The following is a 17,971-nucleotide window of genomic DNA, read 5'->3' on the forward strand; positions in this document are numbered from 1 at the left end:
TTCCGGCTCACGCCGTTATTACCATTCATTTACCGTTTACAAGCGATGCTCAGAAATGAGTATCGCTTTTTATTATTATTTTAATGATGTATTGGGCTTATTTCTTCTTAGCTTAAATAAAAACTAGTGGCGGAAAAACGTGTCTCTGAGCGGAAAAAGTGCAGCACCGAATAAACAGGGATCGTTGCTGATTTCGCTGACAAATATTTCCGGACGAACCGAAATATCATGGTGGCGGGTTGTATCGTGCCGCTCAACCGAGGCCAGTAACAATTCTCCCAGTGCTGGCGGAAGTTCCCCTCCCAAAACTATGGCGCCGGGGTCAATGACACCGCGCAGCGTATTGATGGCCCGGAACAAACAAGGTGTGACGTCTTCAACCCACGAGGCCACACCCGGCCAGCCGGGGGAAAAATGCTGGCGGAGTTCCGAAAGAGAATGGATCATGATGCCGTGTTGAGCCAGCCGCTTGATGAGTTCATTCAGGGCCGGGCGCATTGGCATCTCTTCCCGGGTATAAATACGTCCGATTTCACCCGCGTTACCAAACGTGCCGAAGAAAGGTTCCCCGTGAATCACAATCCCGGCACCAAAACCATAATTGAATGATAAATAACCAAAGGTGTCATGCCTTAATCCGGCACCAAATAACGATTCGCCAATCGCGCCGGTGGTGGCGTTATTGAGGATCCATGCCGGGTAATTCAGGATGGTTTCCAGTTCCTGTAACAGATCGGTTTCCTGCCAGTCGGAAAGTGGCGGGGAAGGCTTCATAAAGCCTTTTTTCCCGGTGAAATATCCGGGAACCGATAAGCCGATGCCGACAATTTTTCCCTGTATCCGGGGATACATTTCTCTCCATTGAGCGAGTTGATCTTTGAGCCAGTTGAGTGTTTGAGTCCGGTTTGCCGGGGGAAAAGGCGCGCTGGTTTTTGTCAGTGGTGTGCCGCAAAAATCAAGCAGCATGATCTGAATCGTATCCGTATTTAAGGAAACGCCGACACTGAAACAGGCATCCGGATTCAGGCTGATGCCGGGGCTGGGTTTCCCCCGGCCCTGACTGACCAGTTCACCCAGCACAATAAAATCTGACTGAATTAATCCCTCCAGAAGCCGGTGGACCGACTGCTGGGTTAGGTTCGTTTTTGCAGCAATGGCAGAACGGGCAATTCCCGGTGCACACCGGACAATATTCAGCAGCATTCTTTCATTAGCGGAGAGTTTGAGTTTTTCTGACGTGGCTTGATTCATCTTTTTACGGCTATCCGTTCGCGACAACATTTCAGCTTATTTATTTTGATAAGTGCCAGTTTACAAGCTGAAATTCATTATTACAAATCAAGTGTAATAATGCTGAAACATTATTATTACACACTAAGTGTATTAATTAGGCGTACAGCAAATGCAAAGACGCGGATTGATACAGAAAGAGGAATGAAATGACAGAGGTAGTCATTGATAAACTGGGCGTCAGCTTCGGAGACTTTACTGCATTGCAGGAGATTTCTCTGGATATTCGCAGTGGTGAATTTATCACGCTGCTGGGGCCTTCAGGTTGCGGTAAAACGACGCTGTTAAAAACGATTGCCGGATTTGTGCCGGTCACATCCGGTGATATCCGGATGAATGGTCAGTGTGTTCACCGGTTGCCACCCGAGAAGCGGGATACAGCAATGTGTTTTCAGTCTTATGCTTTGTTTCCTCACCTGACTGTTGCAGAGAATCTGTTATTCGGACTCCGGCAGGCGAAAGTGTCTGTCGCTGAGCAAAAACAGCGTTTACAGGAGATTGCCGGGCAAATGTCTCTTGAAAGTCAGCTGAATAAACTGCCGGCTGAATTGTCCGGCGGGCAGCAGCAGCGTGTGGCGCTTGGCCGGGCACTGGCGAACCGGCCCGGCGTGATGCTGTTTGATGAGCCGTTGTCTAATCTGGATGCAAAGTTACGGGATTCTGTCCGGCTGGAGATTAGGAAATTACAGAAATCTCTGGGTTTTACGGCGATCTATGTCACCCATGATCAATCGGAAGCACTGGCAATGTCCGACCGGATGGTGGTGATGAATCAGGGAAGGATTCAGCAAACAGGCGCGCCGGAGTCGGTGTATCACCGCCCGGTCAATCGGTTTGTCGCTGATTTTGTGGGCGGTGCGAATATCTTGCCGGGTGAAGTGCTTGAACAGCAGGAAAATCATCGTTACCGGGTGCGGACTGCTTTGGGAGAGTTATGGGTACATTCAGAGCAGCCACCGGTCAGCCGGCATACTCAAATCTGTTGGCGGCCCGAAAATATGCAGTTTGGCCATGCGGCTGAGAATCACCTGCAACTTCAGGTGACGACCAAAACGTTCCTGGGGAACCTGACGGATTTTATGCTCACGTCCGGCAAAGATGACCTGTCGGTTCGTATTCAGGTTCAGGGAACGCGTCAGGTGCAGGAAGGACAGTCATACGCATTTCATATTCCTGCAACCGCCATCCACTTTTTGCAGGAGGACGCATGAAACTTTCTCCGAAGCTGTCCGGCCAAACCGCTCTGGCTTATTTGATGCTTCTGCCGGGACTGGGACTGATACTGGTTTTTATGGTTGTTATTTTCTCTTTGACGGTGGCGCAGTCACTGGGGTATTACAACTTTTCCGGGGAAAGCGGGCTGACGTTTCGTTACTGGCACCATTTGACTGAGAATGCTCAGCTGCACAACGCGCTGTTTTATTCGATGAAAATTGCGATGACCAGTGCATTGCTTTCTGTCGGGCTGGCCTATCCGCTGGCGCTTTGGCTGAGAAAGCCATTCTCTGGTTCATCATTCATTGCCGGTATTTTGAAAGCGCCGTTATTAGTGCATGGATTAGTCGCGGCATTTCTGTATGTGAACTTCATCTCTTTTAACGGGTTTTTAAACCTGAGTCTGGTTCATCTTGGTATCACGGAACGTCCGCTGCGGATGCAGAATGATTCCATGGGGATCGGGGTGATTATTCTTCAGGTCTGGAAACAGATGCCATTTGCTTTGTTGCTGCTTTCTGATGCGGTCAAAACCATTGGTGAAGACATTATCGATGCGGCGCGGGATTTAGGGGCTGGTCCATGGCGGCGGTTCCGGTGCGTCATTTTACCGCTGACAGTGAGAGCATTACAGGCGGCGATGATCATCATCTTTATCGGCGCGGCCGGGGATTATTCTTTTCAGGTGATTGCCGGTCCAACACGGGTGAATTCTCTGGCTCAGCTCATGTACCGGGTGCAATCGCAGGCGGCGGATGGCTGGAATCAGGCTGCGACTGTGGCGGTGGTTCTGATGGCAGCTTCTCTGGCGGGAGCTTTATTGCTTGCTTTGCTATCTCAGCAACTGATTCACAGAGGAGCGAGAAAATGAATCATCCATGGCTGAACCGGTGTGTGATGTGGGTTCTGATTGTGCTCTGTTTTCTCTGGCTGGTCATTCCGTTTGCGATGGCGGTGTTGTGGTCACTGGTTGACCCGCATCACGCATGGGCTTATCCCGATATGTTACCGCCTGTGTTGTCGTTTGAACGCTGGAAAATGGTCTGGACAACGACGTCCCTGCCGGACGCACTGATCAATAGCTATACGCTGGCACCGCTGGTGGCATGTCTGTGCATGACGCTGGCTTTCCCGACGGCCTGGGCTTTCGGACGATTTAATTTTCCCGGTAAGCAGGCTGCACAGTTGTTGACGCTGATTCCGCTGGTAATTCCGGGATTTGTGATTGGCATCTTTTTCTCTTCACTACTGTTGCAGCTGGGGTTGCACTCCCGGTTTACCGGTATTCTGGTCGGCCATACGGTTTTATTCATGCCCTATGCAATCCGGATTCTCTCGGTTTCGTTTGCTTTGGTCCGGCAGGATTTGATTGATGCCGCCCGCGACTTGGGTGCTTCACCGCTGACCACGTTCCGCACGGCTTATCTGCCGGTGCTTAAGCCCGGATTTGTCGCCAGTTTTATCATCATTTTTATTATGAGTATCGAGGAGTTTGCACTGGCATTTATTATTGGTTCACCCGATTTTACAACGGTGCCAACCATTCTCTATTCCTATCTCGGGTACAACTTTGTCCGGCCTAACGCTGCGGTTGTCTCCCTGATTCTTGTGATTCCGAATGTCCTTTTAATGCTCGTTGTTGAAAGGCTTCTGAAGAACAGAAATACAGTCGCCATTACCGGAAAAGGCTAATGGCACGATGAACAGCATCATTTTAAGGAGTAAACGATGAAAAAGTTAATCTGGTTGCTTGCTGCATCTGCTTTAAGCTGGTCAGTGGCATCTTCAGCCAAAGATCTGTCCGGCATGCGCTGGGATGAAGTTCTGACGCAGGCAAAAGCTGAAAAAACGGTGGTCTGGTATCAGTGGTATTTTCAGGATCGCTTCAGAGAGACGGTGAAATCATTTGAAAAACAGTATGGGATTAAAGTCCGGATCACTGAAGGCGGGCATCAGAGTAATCTGCAGAAACTGATAGTTGAAAAGAACCGTAAACAAGGGGATATCGATGTCATTTCTTTATCGGGTTCTGATCTGGCAAAGATCAAAGCCAAAGAGGTGCTGACCGGGCCGCTGAAAAACCGGCTGCCTGACGGACAGGTGCTGCGTTACAAGATTGAAGGGGTCGATAACCATGGGATGGCCCCTGCGTTTTGGGGCAATCAGACCGGTATTGCCTATAATCCGTTATTGATTGCAGAAAAAGATTTGCCGCAAACCACAGAGGACTTTTCTGCTTATATCAAAGCGCATCCGGGAAGTTTTGGCCTGAATGCCGAAAATGGTGGATCCGGTCCGGGATTTATTCAGTCCATCGCCCGGAATATGTTACCGGAGATTGATTTTAAAACCGCAGAGCCATCTCAGCAAGTGATGCAGGCATTTCAGCCGGTGTGGGACTGGTTTAACCACAGAAAATCAGATTATGTCATTACGGTATCAAATATTGACAGTCTGAACCGGGTGAATGGTGGTGAGCTGGCATTAGCTCCGGCCTGGGAAGATCAGCTGGCGGGGTTACAAAAGAAAGGGGAGTTGTCCGGGAAACTGAAATTTTACATTCCTGCCATCAAAATGCCGGGGGGCGGTAATGTGGTTGCGATTCCGCGCAATGCTGCTCATCCGGCTGCTGCGCTGGTGTTTATTCACTGGCTGACCAGCAGCCAGACACAATCTGAGCTGAACCGGGTTTATGGGTCTGCACCGCAGCACCCGCAGGCCAGCGATGCGTTCTCTCTGCTGAGCGCCAAAGAACGACAAAAGAGTACGGACTGGGCGAACAAGAAGCTATCTGATGCCATCAAAGCCGGCTTTATTAATGAAGTCAGTTTGCATGACTGACATATCGCGCGCCGGAGGATGGCGCGCTTATCCGCTTGTTTTTGGAACAACATTTTTGGATCAGCAATTTTGAATCAATATTTTTGAATGAACGTCTTTTCATTCATTCGTCTTTTGTATATTTAAACCGGAAATAATTTATGGAATTAACAACCAAAACACTGGATTTTTCCCGCAATAATCCTGACGTATTGATTATCGCCCACCGTGGCATCTGGCATCAGGCGCCAGAGAATTCTCTGGCCGCCGTTGAAGCGTCGATTCAGGCTGGGGCTCAGATCGTTGAAATTGACACCCAGCTTTGTGCAACCGGAGAGTTTGTGGTCATTCACGATGCCACACTTGACCGGACCACCACCGGCAGCGGTCTGGTGGCTGAAACTTCACTCGAAGAGATTCAGCAATTGTATCTGTATGAAAGTGATGGTGCTTCTCAGGTGGTTTCACAGCAGCGGGTGTCTTTGTTATCCGAAGTCCTTGAGCTGGCCCGCGGGCGCATTATTGTGAATGTGGATGCTAAGTTTCCGGCGCAGCTACCGGCGATTGTCGATGCGATAGAGCAACTTGAAATGCTGGATCAGGTGATCGTTAAATCAAAATTTATCCCGGATGAACAAGCGGTGACGCCGGAACTGGCTCAGTTATGCCGTAAAGTCATGCATATTCCGCTGGTGCATGCACCGAAGGGAAAAATTGAGCCGTTGATGCGTGCTTTATCTGACCTGCAACCGAAAATGATTGAGTTTTCCTTTGAAGATTTAGAGGAGTTTCGTGCCGCAAAACCTTTGTTACAGCAGCTGGATTACCGGATTTGGCTGAATACACTGGATCCGGTGAATGTACTGGGATTTGCCGACGGGAAAGCACTCCGCGATCCGGAGGCCATCTGGGGCACTTTAATTGATGCCGGGGTCGGGGCTTTGCAAACCGATTATCCGGAGCAATTGGGTCAGTGGTTGATTGAGAGGGATAATGACAATCCACTGAGTTCCGGTCAATAAAAGTTGTCTTGTGCTGAATACCAGTCTCCCGTTTTAATTGCGGGAGACTGGAAATTATCTTACTTGGGGAAAGATATGCTCAAAAGTTGAACCGTTTAGCAAGACCCTACGGTTGTCATAATTTGGGACTCTGATGTATTAACATTCTCTTACTGCTGTCCGAAAGAATGGATGCTCAATAGGTGAGATTGGGACTTTCCGCAAAGAGAAAACGATCATAATCATCACTGGAGCCTTCAAATAGCATTTTTTTCGTATTTTCAATATGTTGCCAAACAGCTTGTCTTGCTTCTTGCGGGTTTCGCTTAACTAAAGCTGCCACGATTTCATCATGTTCAGTACACCAACTGCGAATTTGATTATCTTCAATGTGCTCATGGAGTTTCTGCCAATAGGGATTGTTTTCCCGGTGTTGGCATAATAGTTCTGCGATGTGCACAATGGTTGAATTTTGAGTGCAGCGTGCCAACTGAATATGAAACTCGCTATCCCAGTATGAATCGCGGGTATAATCATTGCTCTTTGCTTTCTCCTGAACTTTCATCAGTGCAACCAAATCCTGCTTAGTTGCTTGAGTTGCCGCAAACTCGGCAATGCTGCTTTCTAGTAATTGTCGGGCTTGTAAAAGTTCAAAAGGACCACAGGTGAGCATGAAATTAAGATCACCACTGATGTCGTTTTTTGTCGAGGGACCAGCGTCAGTACGGATAACCCGGATTCCTGATCCTTTACGTACTTCGACGAAACCTTCTACCTCTAGCATAATCATGGCTTCGCGGATTACAGTGCGGCTTACTTTCATCTGTTCTGAAAGTAAGCGTTCCGCCGGTAGCATATCCCCGACTTTATAAACTCCATTAGTCATATCACTTTTAAAATGATTAGCAACCTTCTGATACAGTTTTACATTTGGCTCCATATTCATTCCCCTTAAAACAACTTATTATACCAATAATACTAACATAGACTATGTTTTAAATGCTAAAGAAAGCATACCAAAATGCAAACGGGGTCTCAGAGAAAGAACAAATGTAATTTATTTCCTTTTTTCCATAAGTTAGTTGTTTAGGGCTCAGATTAGCGGGTGTTGTTGTTTTAGGTATATGTAATATATCCCAATCATTTTCCTTGTTTTTGAAAAGTGAAAAATGCGGGTAATCATGCACTTTCACAATCAATCTCTCAGAAAATCATCCGCCATCGTTCAGATTAAGAAAATGGTTTGAAAAGTAAGCCCAAAATACCCTCAGGCATAGCCGGAGGATATTTTTATAACAGGCCTGTACCGTTAATTATAAACACCTAAAGAGTGACACCGCTTTTAAACACGGCGATCTCCCGGAAATCATTGATTTCATTTCGGGTTTGTGTTCCGTTAACAAAACCGGCAACGGTTGAGACAAATTGCTCCAGAAGGGTATCCATCGAGGTGCCTTCCACCAATGCGCCGGCATTAAAATCAATCCAGTGCGGTTTCCGTTTTGCCAGATCACTGTTGGTGGCGAGTTTCAGTGTCGGCACCGGACCACCATAGGGTGTGCCCCGCCCGGTACTGAACAGAACCATATGACATCCCGCCATGGCCAGAGCTGATGTGGCGATGGCATCGTTGCCCGGTGCACTCAGTAAGTTCAGGCCGGGACGCTGCAACCGCTCACCGTAGCGAAGGACATCCATGACCTGACTTCGGCCGGCTTTCTGGGTACAACCCAGTGATTTCTCTTCCAATGTTGAGATTCCACCGGCTTTGTTACCCGGAGACGGGTTTTCATAAATTGGCTGATTGTGCGCGATAAAGTAGCGTTTAAAATCATTGATCATCGACACCGTCTGATCGAATGTTTTTTCGCTTTGACAACGGCTCATCAGAATGTGCTCGGCACCAAACATCTCAGGCACTTCGGTCAATACCGTTGTTCCGCCATGCGTGATCAGGTAATCGGAGAAGCGCCCCAGCAATGGGTTTGCGGTAATGCCGGAAAACCCATCCGAGCCACCACATTCAAGGCCAAACCTCAGTTCACTGATGTTACCGGGAACACGTTGGTCGGTCCGCATTTTGTCATACAACTGCTTCAGCAATTCTACCCCGTAAGCCACTTCATCATCGTGTTTTTGACAGATCATGAACTCGACGCGGTCGTGATCATATTCACCCAGTGAGTCTTTAAACTGACTGACCTGGTTGTTCTCACACCCCAGGCCAATGACCAGCACTGCACCGGCATTGGGATGTTTCACCAGATTCTGCAGCAGTAGCTTGGTATTGTTATGGTCATCACCTAACTGAGAGCAACCATACTGATGGGTAAACACTCTCACCCCATCAATCGCGGTCATATCAACTTCCGATTCGAGCTGTTTTTTCATCATATTGGCCATGGCATTGACACAGCCGACCGTCGGGATTATCCATAACTCGTTACGGATGCCGATGTCGCCATTTGCCCGGCGATAGATATTGACAGGGTGGTTGTCCAGCGACGAACTGACGGACTGAAAATCCGGAGTGTATTCATAGTCGTCAAGATCGCTTAAGTTGGTGCGAATATTTTCCTGATAAACACGAGCTCCTATTTCAATATCCACGGTAGCGTGGCCGATGGGGCAGCCGTATTTCACGACCTGCTCACCGGCTTTGAATGACTTAAGCGCCACCTTGTGAGCCTGAGGAACATCTTCCATCAGCGTCAGAGTCTGGCCATCAAGGGCCAGTTCTGTACCAGCCACCAAGTCACACAATGCGACCGCGACATTGTCGGACGTATGAATTTTAAATAGCGAGTTCACAATTATCCCCTTACCTTAACAGGCCGCCAAGGCTTTGCGCATACCAAGATGGCAGATTGACTCAACATGCTGAGCCACGGTTGCCGCCAGTTCAGGGATCGCCGTCAGATCCTGACCCCAATGCGCTTTATTACTTAATACGTCAGAAACCAATTCGTGGTGATTCATTTCTCCGAGTGCCACTTTTTCCCAGGCTTGCGCGTAAAAATCCAGCCAAACCTGATCGTCGGCCAAAGGATAGGATTCTTCACCGCGTTGCCCACGGTAGAATGCAATTAACGCAGCCAAAGCAAAGCTCAGGTAACGCGGCGGTTTTCCTTCGGTGTCACAATATGACAGAAGCTGAGGCAGGATACGGGTTTTAAATTTGGTCATGCTGTTCAGCGCAATCGATAGCAGCATATGCCGGATATACGGGTTTTTGAAGCGGTATTCCACATCTCGGGCGAAAGCCATTAACTCGTCTTCAGGCAGTGATAACGTTGGGATGATTTCGCCAAACATCACTTCTTTCAGGTACGCTGAAATTTGTTCATCCTGCATACTTTCGCCGACGGAATCGATGCCTGCCAGAAACGCAACCGGAACCAGCGCGGTGTGAGCACCGTTAAGAATGGCCACTTTCCGTTCTTTATAAGGCTTAATATCGTCCACAATTTTGATGTTTAACGCCTTATCGTCGCTGAGCTGATCAAGACACAGTTCTTGTTTCAGCCATTGTGGGCCCTGAATGACAAAAAGATAAAAATTTTCGGCAGTCACAATGAAGGTATCGTGATAGTTGAATCCGGCTTCAAGTTGTTCTGCTTCGTCTTTCGGATAACCGGTTACGATGCGGTCAACCAGTGTTGAGCAGAATGTGTTGGCCGTTTCAACCCACTGACGGAATTCAGCCGGCAGGCTCCAGATATCGATGTATTGCAGCACGATTTTTTTCAGAGCGTCGCCATTGTAGTCGATCAGTTCACAGGGGATGATGACCCAGCCTTTATCTGACGCACCGCTAAAGTGATTAAAACGCTCCCAGAGCATTCGGGTCAGTTTTGCCGGATAGCTGCTCGGTGGCATGTCGTCGATTTTGTCGCCTTCTGCATAGGCAATACCGGCTTCCGTTGTGTTGGAAAACACAAAGCGGGTATCCGGGTTTTTCGCCAGTTCCAGGACTTTGTCAAATTCACGCACTGCCGAAATTTCTTCGTTCACGGAACGGATAATCCGGGACTGAGAGACGGCTTCGCCAGACTGGTCTAAACCGCGAATGACGGTGGTGTAAAGGCCTTGCTGAGTATTTAAACTCGGCGGAAAGTCAGCACTTATCGGGCGGATAACACTCACGCCGGCATTAAAATCCGTGTGTTCATTGAGCTGGTCAATCTGCCAGTCAAGAAACGCGCGCAAAAAGTTTCCTTCGCCAAACTGAATGATGGAGGTTGGGTAAGAAGGACCTGCATATGTATCACGATTTAATTGTTTCATTATGTATTTACCTATGTCACGTTCTGATAGCTGGTGAATCATCGGCCTCACCAGCTATAACGAAGTTGTTCGGATCTTATTTTTTTGTGGTAATGCCGAAATAGTGTTTAGCATTGTGGTAGCAGATGTCAGACACGATACGGCTCATCAGATTAAAGTCTGACGGTGCTTCACCGCTATCCACCCAATGACCAATCATCTGGCAGAGTATCCGGCGGAAATATTCATGCCGTGTGTAGGACAGGAAGCTACGACTGTCGGTCAGCATGCCAACAAAGCGGCTGAGCAGTCCGAGCTGAGCAAGCTGAGTCATCTGCCGCTCCATGCCGTCTTTCTGGTCGTTAAACCACCACCCGGACCCGAACTGAATCTTGCCCTGAATCTCACCGCCCTGGAAGTTACCGCACATGGTGGCCAATACTTCGTTGTCCCGGGGGTTCAGGCAGTACAAAATGGTTTTAGGCAGCGCGTCTTCACGATCCAATGCATTGAGAAGGCGGGAGAGAGGCAGCGCAACCAACCCGTCATTAATCGAGTCAAAGCCGGTGTCCGGACCCAGTAAATTGAACATGCGTTCGTTGTTATTACGCATTGCTCCGATATGGTATTGCTGAACCCAGCCACGTTTGGCGTACTCTTTGCCCAGATAGACCAGCACCGCTGTTTTAAACTGAGCGGCTTCCAGCTCCGATACTTCCTGACCATCGAGACGTTTAGCGAGAATGGCATCAAGCTGGTCTCCGGTGGCTTCTTCGTAGCAAACGGTGTCCAGAGCATGGTCGCTGATGCAGCAGCCGTGGTCAGCAAAGTACTGCAGGCGTTTATCCAGTGCTGAGCACAGGTCTGAGAAGGTGCGAATGTCAATATCTGCCACTTTGGACAGAGACGTCATGTAGTCAGAGAAGGTGTCGAGATGGATATTAAACGCTTTGTCCGGGCGCCAGCTCGGCAGCATCTGAATCGGAAAATCGGGGTCAGAGGCCACACATTGATGAGCACTCAAATCGTCAATGGGGTCATCGGTTGTACCGACCATTTCTACCCGCATTTTTTGCATGATGGATCGGGCGCTGAATTCCGGGCTGGCCAACATCTCGTTGCATTTACCCCATACCTGATCGGCGGTCTGCTTGTTCAACACCAAATCGGTTATACCAAATGGTCTGCGCAGTTCAAGGTGAGTCCAGTGGTAAATCGGGTTTCCGATGGTCTGCGGAACGGTTTTCGCAAACGCTAAAAATTTTTCCTGATCGGAGGCATCGCCGGTACAAAAGCGCTCAGCGACACCATTACTCCGCATGGCCCGCCATTTATAGTGATCACCACGTAGCCAGATGTCCGTTAGATTCTTAAAGCGATAATCTTCGGCAACCTGCTCTGGCGGTAGGTGGCAGTGATAATCAATGATGGGAAGGTCAGCTGCGACGTCATGATACAAACGACGACCAAATTCACTATGTAATAAAAAGTCTTCTGAAAGAAAGGTTGTCATATTATTGCCACTATTTGTCATACCAATTATTCTCCAAATATACACCATAAATGGGGTTATTCAAGTCACTTACATCCCAAACTAGGTAGGATAAGTGATCTAAGTCGCATTAAACCCCAGTTATCGTTATAGATTTGTTATACAGATCTAAATTTTAGTAATTGTTATACAAAAAGTAGTGTTTCTTTGAGCGAGGTACGGTTTTTAAAAAAACCGACATGTATTATATCTCAAACGTATTAGTTACACCAATGTGGTTCTTAATTAACCCCAAAAGCATGAAATGAAACCGAGTGCTTAGGAACAGCTAAAATGAAATATAAGTAAGTGAGCAAGAGTAAAATGAACATAAATTCAATTAACCAGTACATAGATAGAGTGTTGCGCATACTGCTCACCTTATTTATGGCAGCCATGATAATCGCCGTTGTGTGGCAGGTTTTTACCCGGTTCGTATTGAACGACCCTGCCAACTTTACCGATGAATTATCGCGTTATCTGCTGATTTGGATTGGTGTGTTAGGGGGGGCTTACACCTTCTCAATTAAACGCCATCTGGCACTGGAGCTTTTATCATCAAGATACGGTGAAAAAGGCAGTCAGGTTCTGTCAATTATCACGAATACCATTGTGGTTGCCCTTTCTTCGGTGGCATTTATTTATGGCGGCTATTTATTGGTCGAAACCACCGTTGCTAACGGTCAGATTTCCCCGGGAATTGCAATTGCAGGTAAGCATTTACTGATTGGTTATGTTTATCTCGTCGTGCCTATCGCTGGTGTCCTCATCAGTTATTTTGGGACTCTCGATATTTTAAAGGCGATTTACCAGTTAATGAGTCGCAACGCACACCGCGCGTAGAGCATTGCAGTAGGAATAAACACTATGACGTTAACAGATTTGTTATTCTCACAAGATTTTTTAATGAATGCGCCGGATCTCTTCTATGATGTGTTTCCGGTTGTGATTCTGTTCGGTACTCTGGCTGTTATGCTGGTACTGGGTGTTCCCATTGCGTTTTCGATTGGGCTCGCCGCATTTTTAACGGTTTTCGTCGACTTTCCGATCGATAAAACCTCCATTCTTATCTCACAAAAGCTGGCCAATGGGCTGAATAACTTCGGCTTGTTAGCTCTCCCGTTCTTTATTGTGGCCGGTAACCTCATGAACCGGGGTGGGTTGGCAAACCGGCTGATCAATTTCGCAATGCTGTTTGGTGGCCGTCTTCCCGGCGCGTTGTCACACGTCAATGTCATTGCAAACATGATGTTCGGTGCACTCTCCGGTTCGGCAACGGCTTCAGCGGCGGCGGTGGGTGGCATTATGCGTCCATTGCAGGAAAAACATAAGTACCCGGCAGACTTTTCGACGGCTGTGAACGTTTCGTCCTGCCCGGCCGGACTGCTGATTCCGCCATCCAATATTTTGATTCTGTATGCACTGGTCAGCAGTACCTCTGTTCAGTACCTGTTTATTGCAGGCTATGTTCCGGGCATCCTAATGGGGCTGGGCATCATGCTGGGTATCTTTTTGCTCGGTTCAAAAAATAATATCCCTAAAGAAAAATACGAGTTTACTGAAAAAGCCAGTAAAGTCATTTTAGATGCGTTGCCAAGTCTGGGGTTGGTTGTCATCATCATGGGGGGAATTCTGGCCGGGATCTTCACAGCAACAGAAGCGTCTGCCATTGCGGTGGTATACAGTCTGGCTCTGGGATTCATCTATAAAGAGCTGAAAACCAAAGATCTGTTCCCGCTACTGGTTGACAGTGTGGTGACAACGTCCATCGTTCTGCTGATGGTGGCAACGTCCTCCGCGATGTCATGGTCGATGGCGAATGCCGATATTCCTACCTTCATCTCGGACTTTATTTTAGAAGCCTCCAGCAACCCGCTGATGATTGTTCTTCTGATGAATATTATCCTGCTTATCATCGGAACATTCATGGACATGACTCCGGCCGTCCTGATCTTTACGCCGATCTTCTTACCGATTGCGACGCAAATCGGCATTGATCCTATTCACTTTGGTATCATCATGGTGTTCAACCTGTGTATTGGTATTTGTACACCACCTGTTGGTACTGCCTTGTTCGTTGGCTGCAGTGTCTACGAAACAAAACTCGGACAAGTGGTCCCTAAATTGGTTCCGCTGTTCATCATCATGGTCGCCACACTGGCACTTGTGACTTTAATCCCTTCCTTATCACTATGGCTACCTCATCTGGCTGGCTATAAATAACTTACATAGGAACGTGAAATGAAAACGCTAAACAAACTACTACTTGCATGCACGGTCTCTGGCTTAATTGGTGGAGGCAATGTCTACGCAGCAACATTAAAACTTTCACACGCGCTGCCGACAGAGCATCCGGTTCACCAGTCGCTGGAATGGTTTGCCAAACATGTGAAGAAAGAAGCGAAAATCCGGGTCAAAGTCTATCCTAACGGAACCTTAGGCAATGAGTCTGAAGGATTGCAAATGGTACAAAATGGCACCATCGCATTTACGAAAGCAAGTGCCGCGACCCTGAATACCTTTTCTCCGGACTACAAACTGTTGTCGCTGCCTTACCTTTACAAGAACAGAGCGCAATATGAGGCAGTCCTGAACGGGCCTATCGGTAAGCAAATTCTGGCTTCTTCCCGGAAAGCGGGCTTCATTGGTCTGGCGTTCCTTGATGCCGGATCACGGAGTTTCTACACCAGCAAACCCATTAAAACACCGGCGGATCTGAAAGGCATGAAGATCCGGGTACAAAACTCGGCCTTATCCATCGATACCATCAAAGCGTTGGGTGGTACACCGGTGCCTCTGCCTTATGGCGAACTTTACTCTGCGATGCAGCAGGGGGTTGTGGATGGTGCAGAAAACAACATTCCATCTTATTACTCTTCACGCCATTATGAAGTGAAAAAAGTCTACTCAAGAGACCACCACACGATGGTACCGGATGTGCTTGTCGTCTCGACTTCGGTTTGGGACTCTCTGACGGCGGCCCAGCGTGATGCGATCCAAAAAGTCGCTCAGGAAACCGTGAAAGTACAGGAAAAAAATTGGAAGAAATACGTCGAAAAAGCGACTCAGGATCTGAAAAAACATGATGTTACGTTTGTCGACAGTGACATTAGCAAGTTCCAGGACGCGGTTAAGCCGGTGTATGACAAATTTCGTGCTGACAATCCAACACTGGTTCCATTACTCGATCAAATTCAGTCAACCAAGTAGTCTCCGGTATACCGGACTTTCAATCTGGAAACGGGCATCTGTTTCCAGATTTTTTTGCTTTCAAAACGCCTTTGCTGTCTTGTTCCGAGCAGCACGCCCGATTTCCCTTTTACCCGCTTTCTTTACCCACAATGCAACCTGTTTATTAAGTGTACGTAATCTTATCATGATTGTTATGCTTAATTGGAAATAAATTTCATAATAAATCACCAGTAAAATACTATATAACAATATTATTAATTATTTTTAGATTTAATTTTGGTTAAAAATTTGTTTAGGTCGAGGCGTGTTTTTTGTGTGTAAATGGTTTCATTAGTAATAAAAATGTTAAACCATAAAGGGATACACACATGTTGCGATCGAGACAAGCCAAAACGCTCAGCGAGAATGAATTCAAAATAGACTGGAATAAACAACGAATTGCTCTTCTTCAGTTATACATAAAACTAATTAATATTAAAAAACCAAATTCTGAGCTGTGCTAGTGAATCCATGGTTTCATGGATAACGGATTCTATTTCCCTCCACCGCTCGTGTCCGGTGCGAGTAAACAGAAGTTGTACGGAGCCAAAAGAAGCATGAGAATTCATTGGATTTCTTTTGTTAGAATTAGTATTTGGAGAGCAATTGGATAAAAATAGGATTTCTAAAGGCTTAAGATACCCCCTAAGCTCATTCAAGGACGTTTCATACCCATTATTGAATCTCTAATCGCATTTCAGTTATTTTGTCGCTCCATACGCTTCTTATTGCAATATCGATATTCGATGACAGAAAAAATGGTGCAATTGAACCAATTGCACCAAGAGCAACTACGAATGCACTTAACGGATCTGGATCTGTTAGTTCATTATCTTCTATGTGGTTATTGTTCTTTGTCATCATTATCCCTTTCAATAGCCCTAACGCCCAGTTATGCGTAGCTTCTTTAACCGAGCACAGGTCTAAAAAAGCTGCGCTCATAGCTGATAATGCAGTCCACTTTATCGGCAAACTCGAAAGCTTTAATACATTCAGGGTCATTTTGAGACTTAGTACGATAGTCTTCATAAGCTGACAAACTTTCAAACGTAAAAAGAGCCAAAGCTACATTGTTTGCGCCTTCAGATGGCAGAAAGTAGCCATTATGTTGACCACCAAACTTCTCAACAAGTGGAATCCACATTTTGGCGTATTCTTCGAACTCATTGACCTTCTTTGGGTCAATTACATACCTGACGTAACAAGTAATCATAAACATTAACTCCTTCTAATTGCTTGATTTTGTGGGCTACGCATAACGCCAAAGCACATGCGCCCGATTACGCAGATGCTAAATTAACCACCATAAACACCGCAGCCGATTGATACCAAAACCGCCTAAGAATCGGGTCACATGCTGCTGCTTGTTATGGCAAAACTTGATCGCAGTACTACCTAATTAACGATTAACTTACTGCTACAAAACAACAAATCACTTACTAACAAAATCTGAAATCCCCGGACAGTGAACCGCTCTTTGCCAATGGGAAACACCCGAAGCTTTTGCCAGTCCGACAGCAGCTGCTTGTTATATGGAGTTTAAATCAGCCCCCCGTTAGAACAGCATCCAGCTAATCGAACTAACTAAGCCAAAGCAGAGTACAAAACCGATTATGTGGATATACCTTTGCTCTGTTGGGCCCTTATTTTGGTAATTAGGATAAAAATTATCCAAAGCAAAGCTGTTGAGAAAACCAGCTACAGACATTGTGCCGATCCAAACTAATAGTCTGGAACCTGGGCTGTATGACTCAAACACCTGATCCATAGCTCTTCCAGTATCAAATGCTTCATATATCCACATACCCCCGAAAACGGCGGTCGGCATCAATAAAAAAAAGATCGGAGTTTTGATTTTCATTTCCACTTCCCCCACATAACGCCCAATTATGCGTTTATTCAAAGACTTCGTAATGACGCTCAACGTTCACAGTGACCTTACCCCAACGTGAAGCTTTAACTCTTTTCTGATGTTGCTCGAACGCAACTTTATCCGTGAATTCTTCGTAAACATCAAAACGGAGAGGGTTTTCTGGACTTTCAGTGACACTAAAGGTAACACAACCGGGTTCTTCCAGAGTGAGACGTTTATGGTGCTCCAATTCACTTTTCACCAACTCAAGATCTAGCTCTGGAACTAGAATAAAGCCTTTCAATGTTACTTTTGACATAAATTTCCTCGAAACGCATAACGCCGAGCACATGCGCCCGATTGCGCTAATGCTAACTTGACCACCGTAAACACCGCAGTCAATTGATACCAAAACTGCCAAGGAATCGGGTCGAATAGTGCGTGTAGTTATGTGTGCTCCTACGGCACTATGACTTTGTCGCTACTTAAGTAATTTTACTTCACCAGGCCAAGCTTGATCTGCCCAATATACAACCCATTCAATATTATTTGACAAATTAGAAAACTTTGAATTGTGCCAAGGTGACTTAGCATCCCAATTTTTAACCTCTTCAACTCGCCCCTCACTGACAAGTTGAATAGACCATTTTCTTATTGCTTCAACCTTTACCCGATCTTTCGTATTTTCGACTTTCATTATGATATTCCATAAACACATAACGAATGACATGGATTCCCCCTCCCGAGGATCTACCACACTTAGGT

General features: G+C 46.7%; 18 protein-coding genes. 8 read left to right on the plus strand and 10 right to left on the minus strand.

What is annotated here, in order from left to right; genetic code table 11:
* Positions 1-123: 123 nt before the first annotated feature.
* Positions 124-1,251: an ROK family transcriptional regulator gene (locus LRQ06_RS14995; RefSeq protein WP_232767823.1), complete on the minus strand. Its 1,128-nt coding sequence runs from the start codon at positions 1,249-1,251 to the stop codon at positions 124-126.
* A gap of 188 nt (positions 1,252-1,439) precedes the next feature.
* Between LRQ06_RS14995 and LRQ06_RS15000 the strand changes: the two genes are divergently transcribed.
* The 5 genes from LRQ06_RS15000 (at position 1,440) to LRQ06_RS15020 (ending at position 6,347) form a co-directional block, all read left to right on the plus strand.
* Positions 1,440-2,501: an ABC transporter ATP-binding protein gene (locus LRQ06_RS15000; RefSeq protein WP_232767824.1), complete on the plus strand. Its 1,062-nt coding sequence runs from the start codon at positions 1,440-1,442 to the stop codon at positions 2,499-2,501.
* Positions 2,498-3,376 carry an ABC transporter permease gene (locus LRQ06_RS15005; RefSeq protein ID WP_232767826.1) on the plus strand — a complete coding sequence of 293 codons (879 nt, stop codon included), beginning with the start codon at positions 2,498-2,500 and terminating at the stop codon, positions 3,374-3,376. Before LRQ06_RS15000 ends, LRQ06_RS15005 begins: the two co-directional genes overlap by 4 nt.
* Positions 3,373-4,197: an ABC transporter permease gene (locus LRQ06_RS15010; protein WP_232767829.1), complete on the plus strand. Its 825-nt coding sequence runs from the start codon at positions 3,373-3,375 to the stop codon at positions 4,195-4,197. The genes LRQ06_RS15005 and LRQ06_RS15010 overlap by 4 nt, the downstream gene beginning before the upstream one ends.
* A gap of 36 nt (positions 4,198-4,233) precedes the next feature.
* Complete coding sequence (locus LRQ06_RS15015; protein ID WP_232767831.1) at positions 4,234-5,346, plus strand: extracellular solute-binding protein; 1,113 nt, start codon at positions 4,234-4,236, stop codon at positions 5,344-5,346.
* Positions 5,347-5,486: 140 nt separating this feature from the next.
* The gene (locus LRQ06_RS15020; protein ID WP_232767839.1) at positions 5,487-6,347 is read left to right on the plus strand and encodes a glycerophosphodiester phosphodiesterase family protein; all 861 of its coding nucleotides are present in this window, start codon (positions 5,487-5,489) and stop codon (positions 6,345-6,347) included.
* A 175-nt stretch (positions 6,348-6,522) separates the two neighbouring features.
* Here LRQ06_RS15020 and LRQ06_RS15025 read toward each other — a convergent pair whose 3' ends face one another.
* The 4 genes from LRQ06_RS15025 to uxaC form a co-directional block, all read right to left on the minus strand.
* A complete protein-coding gene (locus LRQ06_RS15025; protein ID WP_232767852.1) occupies positions 6,523-7,266 on the minus strand; it encodes an FCD domain-containing protein in 744 nt (247 codons plus the stop codon).
* Between the two features lie 383 nt (positions 7,267-7,649).
* Positions 7,650-9,137, minus strand: a complete 1,488-nt coding sequence (locus tag LRQ06_RS15030; RefSeq protein ID WP_232767854.1) for a UxaA family hydrolase — start codon at positions 9,135-9,137, stop codon at positions 7,650-7,652.
* A gap of 15 nt (positions 9,138-9,152) precedes the next feature.
* Positions 9,153-10,613: a tagaturonate reductase gene (locus tag LRQ06_RS15035; RefSeq protein ID WP_232767856.1), complete on the minus strand. Its 1,461-nt coding sequence runs from the start codon at positions 10,611-10,613 to the stop codon at positions 9,153-9,155.
* Between the two features lie 76 nt (positions 10,614-10,689).
* Complete coding sequence (gene uxaC / locus LRQ06_RS15040) at positions 10,690-12,105, minus strand: glucuronate isomerase (protein ID WP_232768987.1); 1,416 nt, start codon at positions 12,103-12,105, stop codon at positions 10,690-10,692.
* A gap of 342 nt (positions 12,106-12,447) precedes the next feature.
* Between uxaC and LRQ06_RS15045 the strand changes: the two genes are divergently transcribed.
* The 3 genes from LRQ06_RS15045 to LRQ06_RS15055 all read left to right on the plus strand — a co-directional run bounded on the left by LRQ06_RS15045 (position 12,448) and on the right by LRQ06_RS15055 (position 15,333).
* A complete protein-coding gene (locus LRQ06_RS15045; RefSeq protein WP_232767864.1) occupies positions 12,448-12,966 on the plus strand; it encodes a TRAP transporter small permease in 519 nt (172 codons plus the stop codon).
* A 63-nt stretch (positions 12,967-13,029) separates the two neighbouring features.
* Positions 13,030-14,346, plus strand: a complete 1,317-nt coding sequence (locus LRQ06_RS15050) for a TRAP transporter large permease (protein ID WP_232768988.1) — start codon at positions 13,030-13,032, stop codon at positions 14,344-14,346.
* An 18-nt stretch (positions 14,347-14,364) separates the two neighbouring features.
* On the plus strand, positions 14,365-15,333 hold the full coding sequence (locus tag LRQ06_RS15055) for a TRAP transporter substrate-binding protein (RefSeq protein WP_232767866.1): 969 nt from the start codon (positions 14,365-14,367) through the stop codon (positions 15,331-15,333).
* A gap of 696 nt (positions 15,334-16,029) precedes the next feature.
* Here LRQ06_RS15055 and LRQ06_RS15060 read toward each other — a convergent pair.
* The 5 genes from LRQ06_RS15060 to LRQ06_RS15080 form a co-directional block, all read right to left on the minus strand.
* Positions 16,030-16,296, minus strand: coding sequence for a hypothetical protein (locus LRQ06_RS15060; RefSeq protein WP_232767868.1), 267 nt, complete (start codon positions 16,294-16,296; stop codon positions 16,030-16,032).
* Positions 16,262-16,567 carry an NIPSNAP family protein gene (locus LRQ06_RS15065; RefSeq protein WP_148546934.1) on the minus strand — a complete coding sequence of 102 codons (306 nt, stop codon included), beginning with the start codon at positions 16,565-16,567 and terminating at the stop codon, positions 16,262-16,264. Before LRQ06_RS15065 ends, LRQ06_RS15060 begins: the two co-directional genes overlap by 35 nt.
* A gap of 342 nt (positions 16,568-16,909) precedes the next feature.
* Positions 16,910-17,215, minus strand: coding sequence for a hypothetical protein (locus LRQ06_RS15070; RefSeq protein ID WP_232767870.1), 306 nt, complete (start codon positions 17,213-17,215; stop codon positions 16,910-16,912).
* 34 nt (positions 17,216-17,249) lie between these two features.
* A complete protein-coding gene (locus LRQ06_RS15075) occupies positions 17,250-17,525 on the minus strand; it encodes a putative quinol monooxygenase (RefSeq protein ID WP_232767872.1) in 276 nt (91 codons plus the stop codon).
* Between the two features lie 162 nt (positions 17,526-17,687).
* Entirely contained in the window at positions 17,688-17,903 is a 216-nt protein-coding gene (locus LRQ06_RS15080) for a hypothetical protein (protein WP_232767873.1), read from the minus strand.
* Between the last annotated feature and the right edge of the window lie 68 nt (positions 17,904-17,971).

Origin of the sequence: Vibrio salinus, from assembly GCF_021272385.1 — a bacterium.
Classification (GTDB): domain Bacteria; phylum Pseudomonadota; class Gammaproteobacteria; order Enterobacterales; family Vibrionaceae; genus Vibrio; species Vibrio salinus.

What these genes read in the sequence shown, in the direction of transcription:
- LRQ06_RS14995 (WP_232767823.1), bottom strand. Translation starts at nt 1,251, where the DNA reads ATGAATCAAGCCACGTCAGAAAAACTCAAACTCTCCGCTAATGAAAGA.
- LRQ06_RS15000 (WP_232767824.1), top strand. Translation starts at nt 1,440, where the DNA reads ATGACAGAGGTAGTCATTGATAAACTGGGCGTCAGCTTCGGAGACTTT.
- LRQ06_RS15005 (WP_232767826.1), top strand. Translation starts at nt 2,498, where the DNA reads ATGAAACTTTCTCCGAAGCTGTCCGGCCAAACCGCTCTGGCTTATTTG.
- LRQ06_RS15010 (WP_232767829.1), top strand. Translation starts at nt 3,373, where the DNA reads ATGAATCATCCATGGCTGAACCGGTGTGTGATGTGGGTTCTGATTGTG.
- LRQ06_RS15015 (WP_232767831.1), top strand. Translation starts at nt 4,234, where the DNA reads ATGAAAAAGTTAATCTGGTTGCTTGCTGCATCTGCTTTAAGCTGGTCA.
- LRQ06_RS15020 (WP_232767839.1), top strand. Translation starts at nt 5,487, where the DNA reads ATGGAATTAACAACCAAAACACTGGATTTTTCCCGCAATAATCCTGAC.
- LRQ06_RS15025 (WP_232767852.1), bottom strand. Translation starts at nt 7,266, where the DNA reads ATGGAGCCAAATGTAAAACTGTATCAGAAGGTTGCTAATCATTTTAAA.
- LRQ06_RS15035 (WP_232767856.1), bottom strand. Translation starts at nt 10,613, where the DNA reads ATGAAACAATTAAATCGTGATACATATGCAGGTCCTTCTTACCCAACC.
- uxaC (WP_232768987.1), bottom strand. Translation starts at nt 12,105, where the DNA reads ATGACAACCTTTCTTTCAGAAGACTTTTTATTACATAGTGAATTTGGT.
- LRQ06_RS15045 (WP_232767864.1), top strand. Translation starts at nt 12,448, where the DNA reads ATGAACATAAATTCAATTAACCAGTACATAGATAGAGTGTTGCGCATA.
- LRQ06_RS15050 (WP_232768988.1), top strand. Translation starts at nt 13,030, where the DNA reads ATGAATGCGCCGGATCTCTTCTATGATGTGTTTCCGGTTGTGATTCTG.
- LRQ06_RS15055 (WP_232767866.1), top strand. Translation starts at nt 14,365, where the DNA reads ATGAAAACGCTAAACAAACTACTACTTGCATGCACGGTCTCTGGCTTA.
- LRQ06_RS15060 (WP_232767868.1), bottom strand. Translation starts at nt 16,296, where the DNA reads ATGAGCGCAGCTTTTTTAGACCTGTGCTCGGTTAAAGAAGCTACGCAT.
- LRQ06_RS15065 (WP_148546934.1), bottom strand. Translation starts at nt 16,567, where the DNA reads ATGATTACTTGTTACGTCAGGTATGTAATTGACCCAAAGAAGGTCAAT.
- LRQ06_RS15070 (WP_232767870.1), bottom strand. Translation starts at nt 17,215, where the DNA reads ATGAAAATCAAAACTCCGATCTTTTTTTTATTGATGCCGACCGCCGTT.
- LRQ06_RS15075 (WP_232767872.1), bottom strand. Translation starts at nt 17,525, where the DNA reads ATGTCAAAAGTAACATTGAAAGGCTTTATTCTAGTTCCAGAGCTAGAT.
- LRQ06_RS15080 (WP_232767873.1), bottom strand. Translation starts at nt 17,903, where the DNA reads ATGAAAGTCGAAAATACGAAAGATCGGGTAAAGGTTGAAGCAATAAGA.